This is a genomic window from Phytoactinopolyspora halophila (genome assembly GCF_003287285.1).
Classification (GTDB): Bacteria; Actinomycetota; Actinomycetes; order Jiangellales; family Jiangellaceae; genus Phytoactinopolyspora_A; species Phytoactinopolyspora_A halophila.
Genome location: NZ_QMIG01000015.1, coordinates 62,185 through 75,500, shown reverse-complemented (window position 1 = coordinate 75,500; position 13,316 = coordinate 62,185). Strand labels below are relative to the sequence as shown.

At 65.9% G+C, this 13,316-nt stretch carries 14 protein-coding genes and 2 tRNA genes; 8 read left to right on the top strand and 8 right to left on the bottom strand.

Annotated features, from left to right (window positions below; genetic code table 11):
• Positions 1–111: 111 nt before the first annotated feature.
• A tRNA-Gln gene (locus DPM12_RS14255) sits at positions 112–183 on the top strand.
• A gap of 98 nt (positions 184–281) precedes the next feature.
• Positions 282–357 (top strand) — tRNA-Glu (locus tag DPM12_RS14250).
• A 382-nt stretch (positions 358–739) separates the two neighbouring features.
• On the opposite strand, the gene DPM12_RS14240 is transcribed toward DPM12_RS14250, so the two are convergent.
• Positions 740–1,090, bottom strand: coding sequence for a P-loop NTPase family protein (locus DPM12_RS14240; RefSeq protein ID WP_112259002.1), 351 nt, complete (start codon positions 1,088–1,090; stop codon positions 740–742).
• A gap of 237 nt (positions 1,091–1,327) precedes the next feature.
• Positions 1,328–1,774: a MarR family winged helix-turn-helix transcriptional regulator gene (locus DPM12_RS14235; protein ID WP_112259001.1), complete on the bottom strand. Its 447-nt coding sequence runs from the start codon at positions 1,772–1,774 to the stop codon at positions 1,328–1,330.
• A 55-nt stretch (positions 1,775–1,829) separates the two neighbouring features.
• On the opposite strand from DPM12_RS14235, the gene DPM12_RS14230 reads away from it, so the two are divergent.
• The 3 genes from DPM12_RS14230 (at position 1,830) to DPM12_RS23640 (ending at position 3,856) form a co-directional block, all read left to right on the top strand.
• Complete coding sequence (locus DPM12_RS14230) at positions 1,830–2,174, top strand: VOC family protein (protein WP_112259000.1); 345 nt, start codon at positions 1,830–1,832, stop codon at positions 2,172–2,174.
• A gap of 71 nt (positions 2,175–2,245) precedes the next feature.
• Entirely contained in the window at positions 2,246–3,391 is a 1,146-nt protein-coding gene (locus tag DPM12_RS14225) for an MFS transporter (protein WP_158542893.1), read from the top strand.
• A gap of 42 nt (positions 3,392–3,433) precedes the next feature.
• Entirely contained in the window at positions 3,434–3,856 is a 423-nt protein-coding gene (locus tag DPM12_RS23640) for a hypothetical protein (RefSeq protein WP_211658984.1), read from the top strand.
• Positions 3,857–4,214: 358 nt separating this feature from the next.
• Here the strand turns inward: DPM12_RS23640 and DPM12_RS14215 are convergent, their stop codons facing one another.
• Genes DPM12_RS14215 through DPM12_RS24500 form a run of 3 tightly spaced genes read right to left on the bottom strand, consistent with a single transcriptional unit; the run spans position 4,215 to position 5,208 of the window.
• Positions 4,215–4,628, bottom strand: coding sequence for a DUF4143 domain-containing protein (locus DPM12_RS14215; protein ID WP_425467597.1), 414 nt, complete (start codon positions 4,626–4,628; stop codon positions 4,215–4,217).
• On the bottom strand, positions 4,628–4,849 hold the full coding sequence (locus tag DPM12_RS24505) for a hypothetical protein (RefSeq protein ID WP_425467598.1): 222 nt from the start codon (positions 4,847–4,849) through the stop codon (positions 4,628–4,630). Before DPM12_RS24505 ends, DPM12_RS14215 begins: the two co-directional genes overlap by 1 nt.
• The gene (locus DPM12_RS24500; RefSeq protein WP_425467596.1) at positions 4,792–5,208 is read right to left on the bottom strand and encodes an AAA family ATPase; all 417 of its coding nucleotides are present in this window, start codon (positions 5,206–5,208) and stop codon (positions 4,792–4,794) included. The genes DPM12_RS24505 and DPM12_RS24500 overlap by 58 nt, the downstream gene beginning before the upstream one ends.
• A 289-nt stretch (positions 5,209–5,497) precedes the next feature.
• On the opposite strand from DPM12_RS24500, the gene metF reads away from it, so the two are divergent.
• Positions 5,498–6,427, top strand: a complete 930-nt coding sequence (gene metF / locus DPM12_RS14205) for a methylenetetrahydrofolate reductase [NAD(P)H] (RefSeq protein WP_112258996.1) — start codon at positions 5,498–5,500, stop codon at positions 6,425–6,427.
• A gap of 223 nt (positions 6,428–6,650) precedes the next feature.
• A complete protein-coding gene (locus DPM12_RS14200) occupies positions 6,651–6,896 on the top strand; it encodes a hypothetical protein (protein ID WP_112258995.1) in 246 nt (81 codons plus the stop codon).
• A 65-nt stretch (positions 6,897–6,961) separates the two neighbouring features.
• On the opposite strand, the gene DPM12_RS14195 is transcribed toward DPM12_RS14200, so the two are convergent.
• Both DPM12_RS14195 and DPM12_RS14190 read right to left on the bottom strand, forming a co-directional pair.
• Positions 6,962–7,615, bottom strand: coding sequence for a dTDP-4-dehydrorhamnose 3,5-epimerase family protein (locus DPM12_RS14195; protein ID WP_112258994.1), 654 nt, complete (start codon positions 7,613–7,615; stop codon positions 6,962–6,964).
• Complete coding sequence (locus tag DPM12_RS14190) at positions 7,602–8,744, bottom strand: DegT/DnrJ/EryC1/StrS family aminotransferase (RefSeq protein ID WP_112258993.1); 1,143 nt, start codon at positions 8,742–8,744, stop codon at positions 7,602–7,604. Before DPM12_RS14190 ends, DPM12_RS14195 begins: the two co-directional genes overlap by 14 nt.
• Before the next feature lie 290 nt (positions 8,745–9,034).
• On the opposite strand from DPM12_RS14190, the gene DPM12_RS14185 reads away from it, so the two are divergent.
• Complete coding sequence (locus DPM12_RS14185; RefSeq protein WP_112258992.1) at positions 9,035–10,036, top strand: NAD-dependent epimerase/dehydratase family protein; 1,002 nt, start codon at positions 9,035–9,037, stop codon at positions 10,034–10,036.
• Between the two features lie 63 nt (positions 10,037–10,099).
• On the opposite strand, the gene DPM12_RS14180 is transcribed toward DPM12_RS14185, so the two are convergent.
• Positions 10,100–13,303 (bottom strand): AfsR/SARP family transcriptional regulator, encoded by a 3,204-nt coding sequence (locus DPM12_RS14180; RefSeq protein WP_112258991.1) that lies wholly within the window; start codon positions 13,301–13,303, stop codon positions 10,100–10,102.
• Positions 13,304–13,316: the final 13 nt, after the last annotated feature.

Here is a 13,316-nt window from a genome sequence, read left to right as displayed (position 1 = left end):
CGCGAGGCGTGTCGCCGCGGTGACGCGCCACACGTCGTGCGAGTTTGGAGTCGCTGGCGATCGCCAGCTATCCTATCCAGGCGATCGGGCGCGGAATCCGGCCTGCATCGGTGGGGTATGGTGTAATCGGCAGCACGACTGATTCTGGTTCAGTTAGTCTAGGTTCGAATCCTGGTACCCCAGCGCTTCGGCCAAGCATGACGCCGAGTCAGATGATTTGGAGTCTCACTCGTCCTCGGGTAGAGTTCCGGACTGCGACGTCAAGTGTCGAAAGCACATACGGCCCCGTTGTGTAGTGGCCTAGCACGCCGCCCTCTCAAGGCGGTAGCGCGGGTTCGAATCCCGTCGGGGCTACCACTGGTAGATCGCCCTTCACCTGCGGAAACGCGGGTGAGGGGCGATCTTGTTGTGTCGGGCCATCACTGGCTGAAATCGGTTGCTGGCGGCCATTCACGCCGAATACGCGCCCAAGTTTTCGGTCGCCGAGGGGCCGGCCAAGGGCTTGGTCGATCTTGGCGCGGTTTCGGGCGGCGTCGCCGTCGATGCATTTGACGTAGATCCTCAGCAGGATGTCGACGGAGTGATCCGGCCACTCCGCGATCTGAGAGGGGTCGGCGTCGGCGTTGAGCCAGGTTGATACGCCCGCGTGGCGTAGGTCGTAGGGGCGAGCGGTCAAGGGTGATTGGTCGGCTGTTTTGCCGAACACGGCTTTCCTCGCCTGTTTCCAGACCGGCGCCCTTCATTTCAACGCTGGGATGGGGTTGACGGCGAGGATCTTGCGCCATCGTGACACGACGCTTGCCGCTCGCGGTGTGCCATCGAGCCGGACGGCGAGACCATCGAGGACGCCTCTGAGCACGGTTGGATCGGTGAGTGCCGTGACGGGGCGGATGTTCCGGCTGGCCCAACGAAGTGACTCTTCGACCCAATCAGGACGGTCCGGGTCGTGGCGGCGCCTGGTGTTGAAGCCCATCATCAGAGTCGGCAAGGACGGTAGCGGTGCGAGGTTGCCGATCTCATCCAGGGCAAGCAGCAGGGGTGGGTCCATCCGGGCGCCGGTGGAGCGGGCGGCGGGCATGCGTGCGGCCACCGGGCCGCGATGTTGGCGAGGGCCGTGCCGAGCAGGTAGCCGATATCAGCAGGTCGCGGCGTGGCCAGCGATGGGCGTAGTGTCGCCGCCCGCTTCAGCAGTGATCTGGCGGACGCGGCGCGGGTGACTTCGGCACGGCTGGCGGTACCGGCGAACCGGTGAAAGGCAGGCGTATCGCGTCGTGAAGCCGCTCTTAACAGGTCACCACGACGGCGTCAACGTCCCGGCCGAGTACGGCTAGATGGCGATGGAAGAGTCCACGCGGGCGGCAAGATCCTCACGAAGCCTGTGCTGCTGCTCCTCGGACAAGGGCGAGAACAGCTGCTTTTCGACGGCGCGGACCGCGATGCTGGCTTTACGCAGTGTTGCCTGCCCGTCCTCAGTGAGCTCGGTCGGTAGTGCCCGCCCGCGGGGTGCTTGATCGGGCCGCGCCGGTAGGCCGCGCTCTTGTAGCCGGCGTAGGAGGAGGTTCATCGACTGGCGGGTGACGAAGGCGTGGCGGGCGAGTTCGGAGTTGGACAGTCCGGGGTGCTGACCGAGTAGTTCGAGGCAGGCGTATCGGGGGACGGTCAGCTCCAGTGGCCGCAGGACCTCGTCCATCGCGGTGCGCAGTGCGGCGTGTACCTGCTTGACGACGTAGCCCAGGGACAGTTCAAGGTCGCCGACGGTCTCTGCTTGCTCCATGTCAGCATTCTGACATATACTGAATGTCAGCACGTTGACATAAAGGAGCTAGGTTATGAGTGGACAGGTCACGTACTTCGAACTGCCGAGTAGCGATATCGCAGCGACGCAGCGGTTCTGGAACTCGCTGTTCGGCTGGACGTTCTACGAGGGCAACTTTCCGGGGTACTCGATGATCCAGGGGCCCGAGCCGATGGGCGGGTCACCGCACGACGATTCGTCACGACACCCGCGGATCTTCTTCGCTGTCGACGACATCGAGGCTGCAGTTGCTCGGGTGCGCGAACTCGGCGGTACGGCGGAAGATCCAGTCACCATTCCGTCCGGCGCATACGCCCACTGCACCGACGATCAGGGCGTGGAGTTCAGCCTGTCCCAAGAGACAGGAGACAACGCTTGATTCGGGCCGACACCGACGAGCCACGTACGCCGAGGTCCAACGATTTCGTCAGACCGCTGTTCCCACTGGCGTTGGCCACCTTCGCGGTCGGTACCGACGCGTTCGTGATCGCGGGACTCCTGCCTGCCATCGCCACGGACCTCGGCGTGAGCATTCCGGCAGCTGGTCAGTTGGTGACAGTGTTCGCGTTGACACTTGCCATCGCGGCGCCGGTTCTGAGTTGGCTGTTGAGCCCGCTGGATCGCCGCAAGGCCCTGCAACTGGCGCTGGTCGTGTTCGTCGTCGGTAATATCGTGACGGCGCTCAGCCCGACCTACCTGCTGGCTTTGCTGGCCCGCATTCTCACCGCGCTTGGGGCGGCCACCATCACGGCCACCGCCTCGAGCGCAGCTGTCGCGATCACACCTGCCGAACGGCGCGGTCGTGCCATGGCAGTGGTGATCGGTGGGCTGACCTTGTCTACCGCGCTGGGCATGCCGTTAGGCAACTTGATCGGCAGTGTCGATTGGCGCCTCACGCTGTGGGCCGTGGCCGCCTTGGGCGTCGTAGCCGCGGTCGGCATCTCAGCGTCATTGCCCAAGGTGATGTTGCCGACGACGAGCCTAGCGGCCCGCCTGGCTCCGCTGCGCCAGCCCAAGGTGCTCACGATCTTGATGGCGACGCTACTGGTGATGGCCGGCCATTACACCGTCTACACCTACATCGGCGCGATGACTGCCGACGCCACGACCGGATCGTTTCCGCAGGCGCTCACCATGATCCTGTTCGCCTGGGGAGTCGGGGTCTTCGCTGGCAACTTCTTCGCCGGCTACCTCGTGGACAAGCGTCCGGCGCTCGGCGTCGCGGTCACCGCATTCGCCGGCGGCACCGTGCTCCTTGCGATCAGCCCACTCACGGTCAGCCACCTGGTCATTGCTGCCGTCTGGGCCACCATCTGGGGAGCGACCGACGGCATGGCCTCGGTCGTGCAACAACACCGATTGGTCACCTTTGCGCCCGCCTCAGCTCCGGTTCTCTTCGGCCTCAACTCCTCCGCGATCTACGTCGGCGTCGCGGTGGGTGGCGTATTCGGCGGCCTAGCCCAAGACTGGCTGTCGGTCACCCTGCTCGGCGTTCCCGCCGCCGTTCTGGCACTGCTCGCCACGACAGTAACCTTCGCCGAGGGGCGAGCGATCCGGGCGACAACTTCGCCGAGGGCACCTGAGTACGCCCAGTGACACAGGCGCAGCCACGTATCCCTGACCGGGATCAAAGCACTGGTGACGGTTGTCGCGACCGAGGCGATGTTCCTGGTCGCCCAGGCCACATACGATCCCCGCGACGGGCTTCTGCTCGCCACGCCGTGCTTTCCGCCCGCGCGTACCGTCCGGGAAGGACTCGGCGCAGAGGTCGACGTGGTGCCACTATCGTTCGACGACGGGTACCGGCTGCCGCTCGACATGATCGCCGACGCGCTCACGTCGCAGACTCGGCCAGCCACCGTCGTCGGAGTTGGCTCGATGACGGCTGTCTGGGACGCCGTTGGATCCCGGAACAAGTCCGGATGGCCCCACCCCATCCCGCCGTGGTCTGATCGCTCAGCGTGCTCTGCCCCGCCGGTGGCAGCGGTTCGGCTGGCGTGCCCATATGCTCACCATGCCCAGCGGGGTATTCCGTTGGTGACATGCCGACGGGGACGCTGACGGGCAATAGTGGCCGGCTGTCCCCGGTCGTGGTCGACGGGGTTGTGTCGAATACGTGCCCAAGTTTACTTTCGCACGGCCGTCGAGCGCGCGTTATCGCAGGTGATCACATGTGTGCTTGGCTTGGGCATGCCGCTCTCTCAAACGGTAGCGCGGGTTCGAATCCCGTCGGGGCTACTACCGGTAGGCCGCCATTCACCTGCGGAGATGCGGGTGAATGGCGTTCTTGTTGTGTCCGGCTATCCCCGGCTGAGACCGGTTGCCCGCGGCCATTCTCGCCCAATACGTGTCAAAGTTTTCAGTCGCTGAGCGAGCGGCTGAGCGCCTGGTCGATCTTGGTTTGAGTGATGCCTGTCTGTCAGGGGCCGAGGCAGCCGAGCGGGACGACGTGGACGCCGTCGTCGCGGGTGTAGGCCAGGGAGGTTCCGGTGATGACGACGAGTGCCTTTGGCTTCCGCGTGACGTGCTCGGCGAGCTTCAGGAGTGATGCCGCTGCCTTGTCGATCTCGTTCTCGCCGAGCTTGACCTCGACTCCGGCCCAGTCGCCGTCGCGGGTCTCGAGGGTGTAGTCGACCTCGAGTCGGGCGTCGGCTTCCCGGTAGTGGAAGCAGGAGGCTCCGACTGCTTCGGTATACATGCGCAGATCGTGTGCGACGAGGCTTTCGAAGAGGAATCCGGTGATCTCGAGGTCGGCGAGCATGCGCTCGGGTGACATCTGGAGTATCGCGGCGGCGAGGGAGGGATCGCCGAGATGTCGCTTCGCGGTGGTGATCAGGCGCTTGGACGAGCGTACCGAGGGGTCCCAGGCGGGAACCTGTCGTGCTCGACGATGATGTTGAGGTAGCCGTCCAGGTAGGTGCGGGCGTCGGTATCGTCTGAGCCGACCAGTAGGTGCCACCCGCCGACGGCGATGTGGTGCAGGTAGTCGCGTAGCTCTAGTGGGCTGTTCGCTGGGACGGGCGCGATTCCGTTGAGGAGGTCGGCGACCGACACGGTCGGCGTGGTCGCCTGTTCTCGGTCAAGGTCATGGTGCGCATCCGAACGACGCCGAAGCGACCAGCTCCGGAATGACGCTGAGCATCGTCCCGGGGCGTGGCTGAGCTGGTGAGGATGGACTGGCCACGCAAACCGCGATCATCGACTGTTCGACGAACGGTATCCCAGATGCGAGGGACACATTGCCACTCGTCGAGCAGGCGTGGAGTATCCCCATCCAACAGCAGCCGGGGATCGAGCGCGGCTCTCCTCTCGGCGTTGGGATCCGAGTCGAGCAGGACTTCACTGGCGGCGACCTGGCGGGCGGTGGCAGTCTTGCCGCAGCCCTTCACCCCTTCGATGAGAACGGCGCCCATGGCGCGCATCTGGCTGTTGAGCATGGCATCGGCGTGGCGTGGGGGTGCGATTAATGAAGGCGGAAGAGACCATCTCGCTGCCCTGGTCGTGCTCCACTGTGAGAGCCATCGTGAGCGATGCGCCAGAGGTCAGAGGTGGAGCCACCTGGCGTGAAGGCGGGCTAGCCGATGTGCCTCGGCTGGCTGGGCATCGACGTCTCGGTGCATCATTGCAGGTTGGCGGGCACGAGATCCCACTTAATGAGATCTACCGTTCGAAATGTGGACGAGCCTCGATAAGGTGACTGGTATGTCTCGAGGATTGCCGAGCACCCCACAAGGAAACGGCCCGGCTATCCGCGAGCTGCTGGCCGCAGGCGAGCGGTCGTACTCGTTCGAGTTCTCGCCACCCAAGACACCGGAGGCCGAGGGCCTGTTCTGGCGGACGATGCGGGAGCTGGAGCGGCTGCGCCCGACGTTCATCTCCGTCACCTACGGCGCAGGCGGCACCACACGAGAGTCAACAGTCCGCCTCACCGGGCAGGTGGCGCTGGACACCACGTTGACCGCGATGGGGCACCTCACCGCCGTGAACCATTCGGTGGCCGAGCTGCGCCACGTCATCGGACAGTATGCCGACGCCGGTATCCGCAACATCCTTGCGCTGCGTGGCGACCCGCCCGGTGACCCGCAGGCGGAGTGGACGCCCCACCCGGAAGGTCTGCTCTACTCTGAACAGTTGGTCCGGCTGATCAAGTCGGTTGGCGACTTCTCTGTCGGCGTTGCCGCGTTCCCGGAGAAGCACCCGCGCTCACCAGACGTGGAGACCGACGTGCGCTACCTGGTGGGCAAGTTCCGTGCCGGTGCGGACTTCGCCATTACCCAGATGTTCTTCAACGTTGAGGACTACCTGCGGCTACGTGATCACGCCGTGGCCATCGGGGGCGACAAGCCGATTATTCCGGGCATTATGCCCGTGACGAATGTCAAGCAGATCCAGAAGTTTGCGGAACTCTGCGGCGCGGCCTTCCCCGAGTCGCTGGCCGAGCGCCTCTATGCTGCCGGCGACGACCGCGAGGCGGTCCGGGCCATCGGCGTGGACTATGCGACGGCCATGTGTGAGCGGCTGCTGGCTGAAGGGACGCCAGGTTTCCACTTCTACACGCTGAACCGCTCACCGGCGACTCGGGAGATCTACGAGCGCCTCGGCCTGGTTGACAATACCCTTGCCCCTGCCTGACACCACGTCGTCTGGACCGACCCTAGCTGCCAAGCCGGTCTAGGGCAGATGATCTACAGGAAATTGTCGGCTTCAGGGCGTGTGAAGGAGACGGAGCACTCTCCCTCGCTGGGTCGTCCCGTTTTGGTCGGCATCCCGGTGGTCTCATGATCTGGTTCGGGCGCACTCTCCGTGATGGGATGGTCGGCGCCCGCGCGCGATCGACATGGGGTGAGTGTCCTCGATGCGTGGCACCCTCGAACCGCGCACCCTCGCCACCGCCGACGGCATCGTGGCTCCACGCTCCATCATCACCTCAGGTCAAGCCACCATCCTCGGCCAGGTCCAGCTACCCGAGCCGCCCAAGTTCTTCGACTTCACCCCACCGATCACTCGCGAGTTCCTCTCGACAGCCGGCTGGCTTCATTCCAGCCGTCCCGACGTGGTTGGTCGGACGAAGAGGGACGTTGCGGGGATTGGGTTCATTTAATGTTGAGGAATATTGATCGTAACGAGCTCCCGGGCACAGATAACGAGCCGTGATTTGGTTGCGCCCTACGCGGAGCTCGCGCGTGTGGACCCGGTGATCGTGACTGGATTTTCGTGGCCCACATAGAGGGCGTCATCGAGTGCGCGGGAGGTCTCGTAGTTCGGGAGCAGCCCCGTGTCGCATGCCTGCTTCAGCGTCGGAGCACCCTGGTCACGGTCTGACAGGATGAGCTCCATGTCCGTAGGCAGCGGCAATCCCAGCTCCGGGTCGCGAACGGAGATCGCATACTCCTCTTCCACCACGAACCGTTTTGAAAGCATGTAGTGGATCGTCGTGTCGTCTTCCAGCGCCACAAACGCGTGCCCGATGCCGATCGGCATGAACAGCGCGCTCGGCCATTCCCCGTCGAGTACGACCACGTCCCACTGGCCGAATGTCCACGATCCGACCCGCAGGTCGATCACGATGTCCAACGCCCGCCCCCAGAGGCTGTACACGAGCTTGGCACTTCCCGGCGGGGTGGCGGTGTAGTGCACACCACGCACGACGCCGCAGACAGATCGGCTGTGGGTGCACTGCCGCACCGGGAACATCGGATGCCCGGTGACCGCGACAAGCTCCCGCTCGTCGTGCGGGATCGCGATCGTCCCACGCTCGTCCGTGAACGTCGAAGACACGAGCTCGAACGTGCCAGGTATGGCCAGCTCACGCGCCTTCACGGGCCACCGCCATTCCTGCCCGATCCACGCCCAGAACCTGGCGCACGGCGTCGATCACGCGGTGTTGGCGGTCCAGGTCGAGCGACGGGTACATGGGCAGTGAGAAGATCTGATCGGCCAGTTCCTCGGTGACTGGCAAGGATCCGCGCTCGTAGCCGAGGTGGGCGAACCCGGTCATGGTGTGAACCGGCCACGGATAGCTGATGTTCAATTTGATCCCGTGGTTGGCGAGCTCCGAGATGATCCTGTCCCGGTCGGGGTGACGCACCACGTAGACGTAGTACACGTGCTCGTTTCCGTCGTTCACCTTCGGAAGTTCCAGCTCGGTATCGCCGAGGGCCTCCGCGTAGCGCGCGGCGACCGTGCGGCGGCCGGCCACATAGTCGTCCAGCCGGCGCAGCTTGCGGCGCAAGATCTCGGCGTGCACCTCGTCGAGGCGGCTGTTGTGTCCGGGGGTGCGGACGACGTAATACACGTCGCGCATCCCGTAGTAGCGTAGTTTTCGCAGCTCTTCGGCGGTTTTCTGATTCGGCGTTACGACCGCGCCGCCGTCGCCGTAGGCGCCCAGAACCTTCGTTGGGTAGAACGAGAACGCCGCGGTGTCACCGAACGTTCCGGCCAGCTGGCCGCGCTGGGTGGCGCCGTGGGCCTGGGCGCAGTCCTCGACGACGGCCAGCCCGTGTTCTGCGGCGAGTGTGTGCAGCGGTGTCATGTCCACGCACTGGCCGTAGAGGTGGACAGGAAGCAGAGCCTTGGTCCGCGGTGTGATCGCGGCGGCGACCTGGTCGACGTTCATCAGGTAGTCGTCGCGCCGCACGTCGACGAATACCGGGGTCGCTCCGGCGCTGTCGATTGCGAGCACGGTCGGTGCTGCCGTGTTCGACACGGTGATCACCTCGTCACCGGGCCCGACCCCGACTGCTTCCAGTGCCAGCTTGACGGCGTTGGTGCCGTTGTCGACGCCAACGCAATGGGGGAGACCGTGGTAGTCGGCGAACTCGCGCTCGAATCCCCGTACGCTCTTGCCGAGAACGAGCTGCCCGGACCGGAACACCGTATCCACCGCCTCGAGGATTTCCTCGCGTTCGTTTTCGTACTCGGGCAGGTAGTCCCACACGGATATCGACATGTGCACGCTCCTCGTGGATGGTTGGGATCCAGAGTGCGTGCATCGCAGGAAAAGGATCAATACTAATTTGGTCAATTCCGTGTGAGGTTTTCGCCGACGTCATATTCATTCCAGATTTGCGTAGAGTCTGTGCAAACTGGGTTCGATGGTGTGCTGCGGACGCTAATCTCGAAGCCACGCCCCCAGAGCCGTGTTTCGAAGAATGAATGGTTGAATTCTGGATTTCTTTCCGTGACATTTACCCTAGTTCGTGAGGTCGGGTGTGACGGATTATGACGTCGATTCAGACAATGTCCGCGGTGCAGCCGGCGCACGTGGTCCTGCTCGGCGCCACGGGTTTTGTCGGTTCGGCCGTGTTACGGCATCTCGCTGCGCAGCCACTTCGAGTTCGTGCGGTCTCCCGGCGTCCCGCGGCAGTTCCGGACGGTGCGGTTGCCGATATCGAGGTGTGCCCGCTCGAGCTGACCGAGCCGGGAGCGGTCGCCGACGTGGTCGCAGATGCCGACGTCGTGGTGCACACGGTTGCTCACATCGCCGGCTCGTCGACGTGGCGGATCGATGACGGGGACCGCGCGGCCGAACGGGTCAACGTCGGGCTCGTTCATGACCTGGTCGAGGCCGCGCGCCGGCGGCGGGGTCGCGACCGGCAGCGGATCGTGTTTGCTGGGGCTACCTCTCAGGTTGGTGCGCACGACAGGGAGGTCATCGACGGTACCGAGCCCGATCGCCCGAGCGACGAGTACAGCCGGCAGAAGCTGGCCGCTGAGCGTGCGCTGCTCGCGGCCGATGCGGAAGGTGTGCTGCACGGTGTCTCGGTGCGTCTGCCAGCCATGTACGGCTATGGCCCGGATTCCACGGCACGCGACAAGGGAGTGGTCTCCACGATGGTGCGCCGGGCGCTCGACGGCGAGCCGTTGACGATGTGGCACGACGGTACGGTCCGGCGGGATTTGCTCTACGTCGAGGACGCTGCAGCGGGACTGGTCGCCGCAACCCACTACGTTCCCCACCTGTCCGGTCGGCGATGGTTGCTAGGCACTGGACGTGGTGAGGCTCTCGGTGACGTATTCCGGACGATCGCCGAAACCGTCGCGAGGCAAACGGGGAAGCCGCCGGTGAAGGTCGTGCCGGTCCCGCCGCCGGACTATGCGGAGCCAGGTGACTTTCGCAGCATCACGATCGACTCGTCGGCCTTCCGGGGCGTGACCGGATGGCGGCCGATGGTCCCGCTCGTCGAAGGGCTGTGCCGCACTGTCGAGTTCTGCGTGCGTGGTGGTGAGGCCGCGCTATGACGTGACTCCATGATCATGAACTCTTATCGACGTATGTGGACGGTAAGAGTTCATGATCATGGGTTAGCTTGGCCAGAGTAGTCTTGACGGCTTGCCGTGATCCCACGCTAGCTCCGTGGACGGGTGAGCGGCGCCTTCGGCCTCGGCGGCGTTCGCTGCCTCGACCCCCAGGGCCGTCTGCACCCGGGAACGGATGCGATCGACGTCACCGCGCTCTCCGGGGCCCAACGGGGTCCCCAGTCCTCGGCGCAGTGCGTCCGCGGCTCCAAGCAGGTGCGCGGCCTTAGTCGATGCACCAAGCAGGCTGTGCGCGCCAGCGAGCCCTTCGAGAGCCAGCGCCATCGTCCGCGGAGACGACGAGAGGACCGCCTGCGCGTGGCCCTGGCGCTGCCGTTCCAGCGCGCCCGGCCCGTCTTCGCGCTGCTCGGCGACGAATCCCAGCTCGATCAGCGGCAGTGGGCTGAACGGCCCGTCGACCTTGCCGTGCCCGTGCTGGCGGCCGAACCAGTCGAGCAGCAGCGCCTCGGCTCCCTCCAGGTCCCCGCGGCGACGCAAGGTGAGCGCCAGGCCGAACTCGGCATAGTCCACAAGCCCCGGGTTGCCCTGATCGCGGGCTAGTTCGCGGGCGCGGCGGTGGTGCGCCTCGGCGGTATCGAAGTCGCCGACGACCAGGGCGAACCGTCCCAGGGCCGCGAGCAGTCCGGATGTCTCGGCGGCGAGATCCAGATCCTCCGCCATGCGCAGGGCAGTGGTGTGCAGGTGCAGGGCCTCGTCGTAGTCACCACGGATCTCGGCCACGAGGGCCAGGCAGGTCGCTACCTGCAGGTGCCCCCACTGATCGCCCAATTCGGTGAATATCGCTCCGGCCAGCTCCGCGTCTCGCAACGCGGCGTCGAGATGATCTGTACCCAATGCGACATTTGCCCGTGTGACCAGGGCGGCTGCCGTGCCCCACTCGTCTCCGCTCGCCCGAAACTCGGTGAGCAATTCGGACAGCTGCACGTGACTGGTAGCGACGTCCAGCGCCCAGTGTGCGAATGCATTGAACCAGCGCACACGCGGCGGCGCGGCGACGGGAACGGCCTGCACAGGAACGTCGGGAGTGTTCGTCCAGAGGGCCAGGCCGGACCGCCACGCCCGCACCGATGCCGCCTTCGGCGGCTCGACGCCGTCGCCGATCGCCGACAACGCCGTGGTGGCCGCGCGGATTCCCACGTTGGCGCGTCCTCGCAGGAACCAATACCACTCTGTGGCGTCAACCAGCCGCAATGCGGCATCGGCGGCGCCAGTGGCGACGGCATGATCCAGTGCGGCGCGGACGTTGGCGGACTCGAGGTCGAGCCGCTCCAGCCAGCGACGCTGTTCGCGACCCCGCAGCCCGGCATCCGCCTGTTCGACCACGGCGAGATAGTGGGCGAGATGCCGGTCGCGCGCCGCGCGCTCCTCACCGGCGACGGCCAGCGCCTCGGCAGCGTAGGCTGCGATCGATTCGAGCATCCGGAAGCGTCGCGGTTGGCCTTGACCGGACGAGACCAGCCAGGAGCGGTCCACCAGTCGTGCGACCAGATCAGCGACCTCGTCGGGGGCAACGTCTGACCCGGTGGCCAGATCCTCGGCGGCCTCCAGGGTGCACCCTCCGATGCACGGGGCCAGTCGACGTAGCACCGCTCGCTCAGCATCGTCGAGGAGTTCCCAGCTCCAGTCCAGTGTCGCCCGAAGCGTCCGTTGCCGTTGCGGGCCCCAGTCACGACCACCCCGGCTCAAGAGCGCGAACCGGTCGTCGAGGCGTTCGACCAGGCCTGCTACCCCAAGCGCGCGGACCCGCGCGGCAGCCAGCTCGAGCGCGAGTGGAATACCGTCGAGGCGATGGCACAACCTGCGCACGGTCGCCGGGTCGAGCTCGGCGTCGGGGTCGGCTGTGCGGGCGCGGGCAGTGAATAGCTCCACGGCGGCGGCGGAGTCGGTGCCGTCGGAACCGTCGACGTCCAGCGGATCGACCGGAAGTACCGTCTCGGCCGGCAGCGTGATCGGCTCCCGGCTGGTAGTGAGCACCCGGAGCCCTGGCGCGGCGGAGAGCAGCCGGCTCACCATAGCGGCAACGGCGTCCACCAGGTGCTCGACGTTGTCCAGCACCAGCAGCATGTCCTGCCCGCGCAGAGCATTGATCAGTTGGCTGACGGGGTCCGCCCAAGCCTCCGGGTCGCGCACGCGGGACGTCGCGCTTGAGCGCACCCCGCAGGCTGCAGAGATCGCGCCCGCCACATCAGCCTCGCCAGCTCCAGTGGGCACCTGGTCCAGCTCGACCAGCCGGACACCGTCAGCAGACTGATCGGCCACCTGGTGAGCGACGGCCAGCGCCAGCCGGGTCTTGCCGACCCCGCCCGGACCGACGAGGGTCACCAGGCGCCGCCCGTCGAGCGCCCGTTGCACTCGCGCGAGGTCGTTGTCTCGGCCAACCAGTGGAGTCAAGGTTGCTGGCAGCGCCAGGTGCTCGTCGCTGCTGGACGGGTGCGCCGGGCGCAGCTGCGGGTCGTGAGTGAGCACGGCGTGGTGCACGGCGACGAGCTCGGGACCGGGTTCGGTCCCGAGCTCGTCGCGCAACCGGGTGTCGATGTCCCGGTATGTCTCCAGTGCCTTGTTGGGCTGGCCGGCCTGGTAGAGCGCGCGCATCAGCGCTGCTCGCAGCCGCTCACGCAGCGGATGCTCGGCGACCAACGCGGCGAGCTGTCCGGTCAGCTCCGCTGGAGACCCCGCCGCAAGATGCGCTTCGGCGCGCTCCTCATGAATGGTCAGCCACAGCTCGTCGAGCCGGGCGACGGCGGCGCGCGCGAACGGCGCGTCAGCCGTATCGGCAAACACCGGACCTCGCCACAGGGCCAATGCGTCGTCGAGCAGCGCGGCGCGCTGTCGTGGATCGTCGGTGTCGCGCGCCCGTTGTAGCAACTCGGCGACCCGGTCAGCGTCCACTGCGTCATCCCGGACGCGAAGGGCGTAACCCGGCCCCTCTGAGACAACCAATTCACGAGCGCCCGGTTCGGCGTCGTCAAGAGCCCGACGAAGCTGCGACACGCGTGCCTGCAGGGCCGTGCGGGGGTTGGCCGGCAGCTGAGCGTCCCACAGATCCTCGATCAAGCGGTCGGCGGAGACCACCGTGCCCCTGTGTGCGAGCAGGTCGGCGAGCAGGACACGGACCTTGAGCTCGGGCACCCGGACCGGTTCTCCACGGTCGGTGTGCACCTCCAGCGTCCCGAGAACACCGAACCTCACACTTCAACCCTAA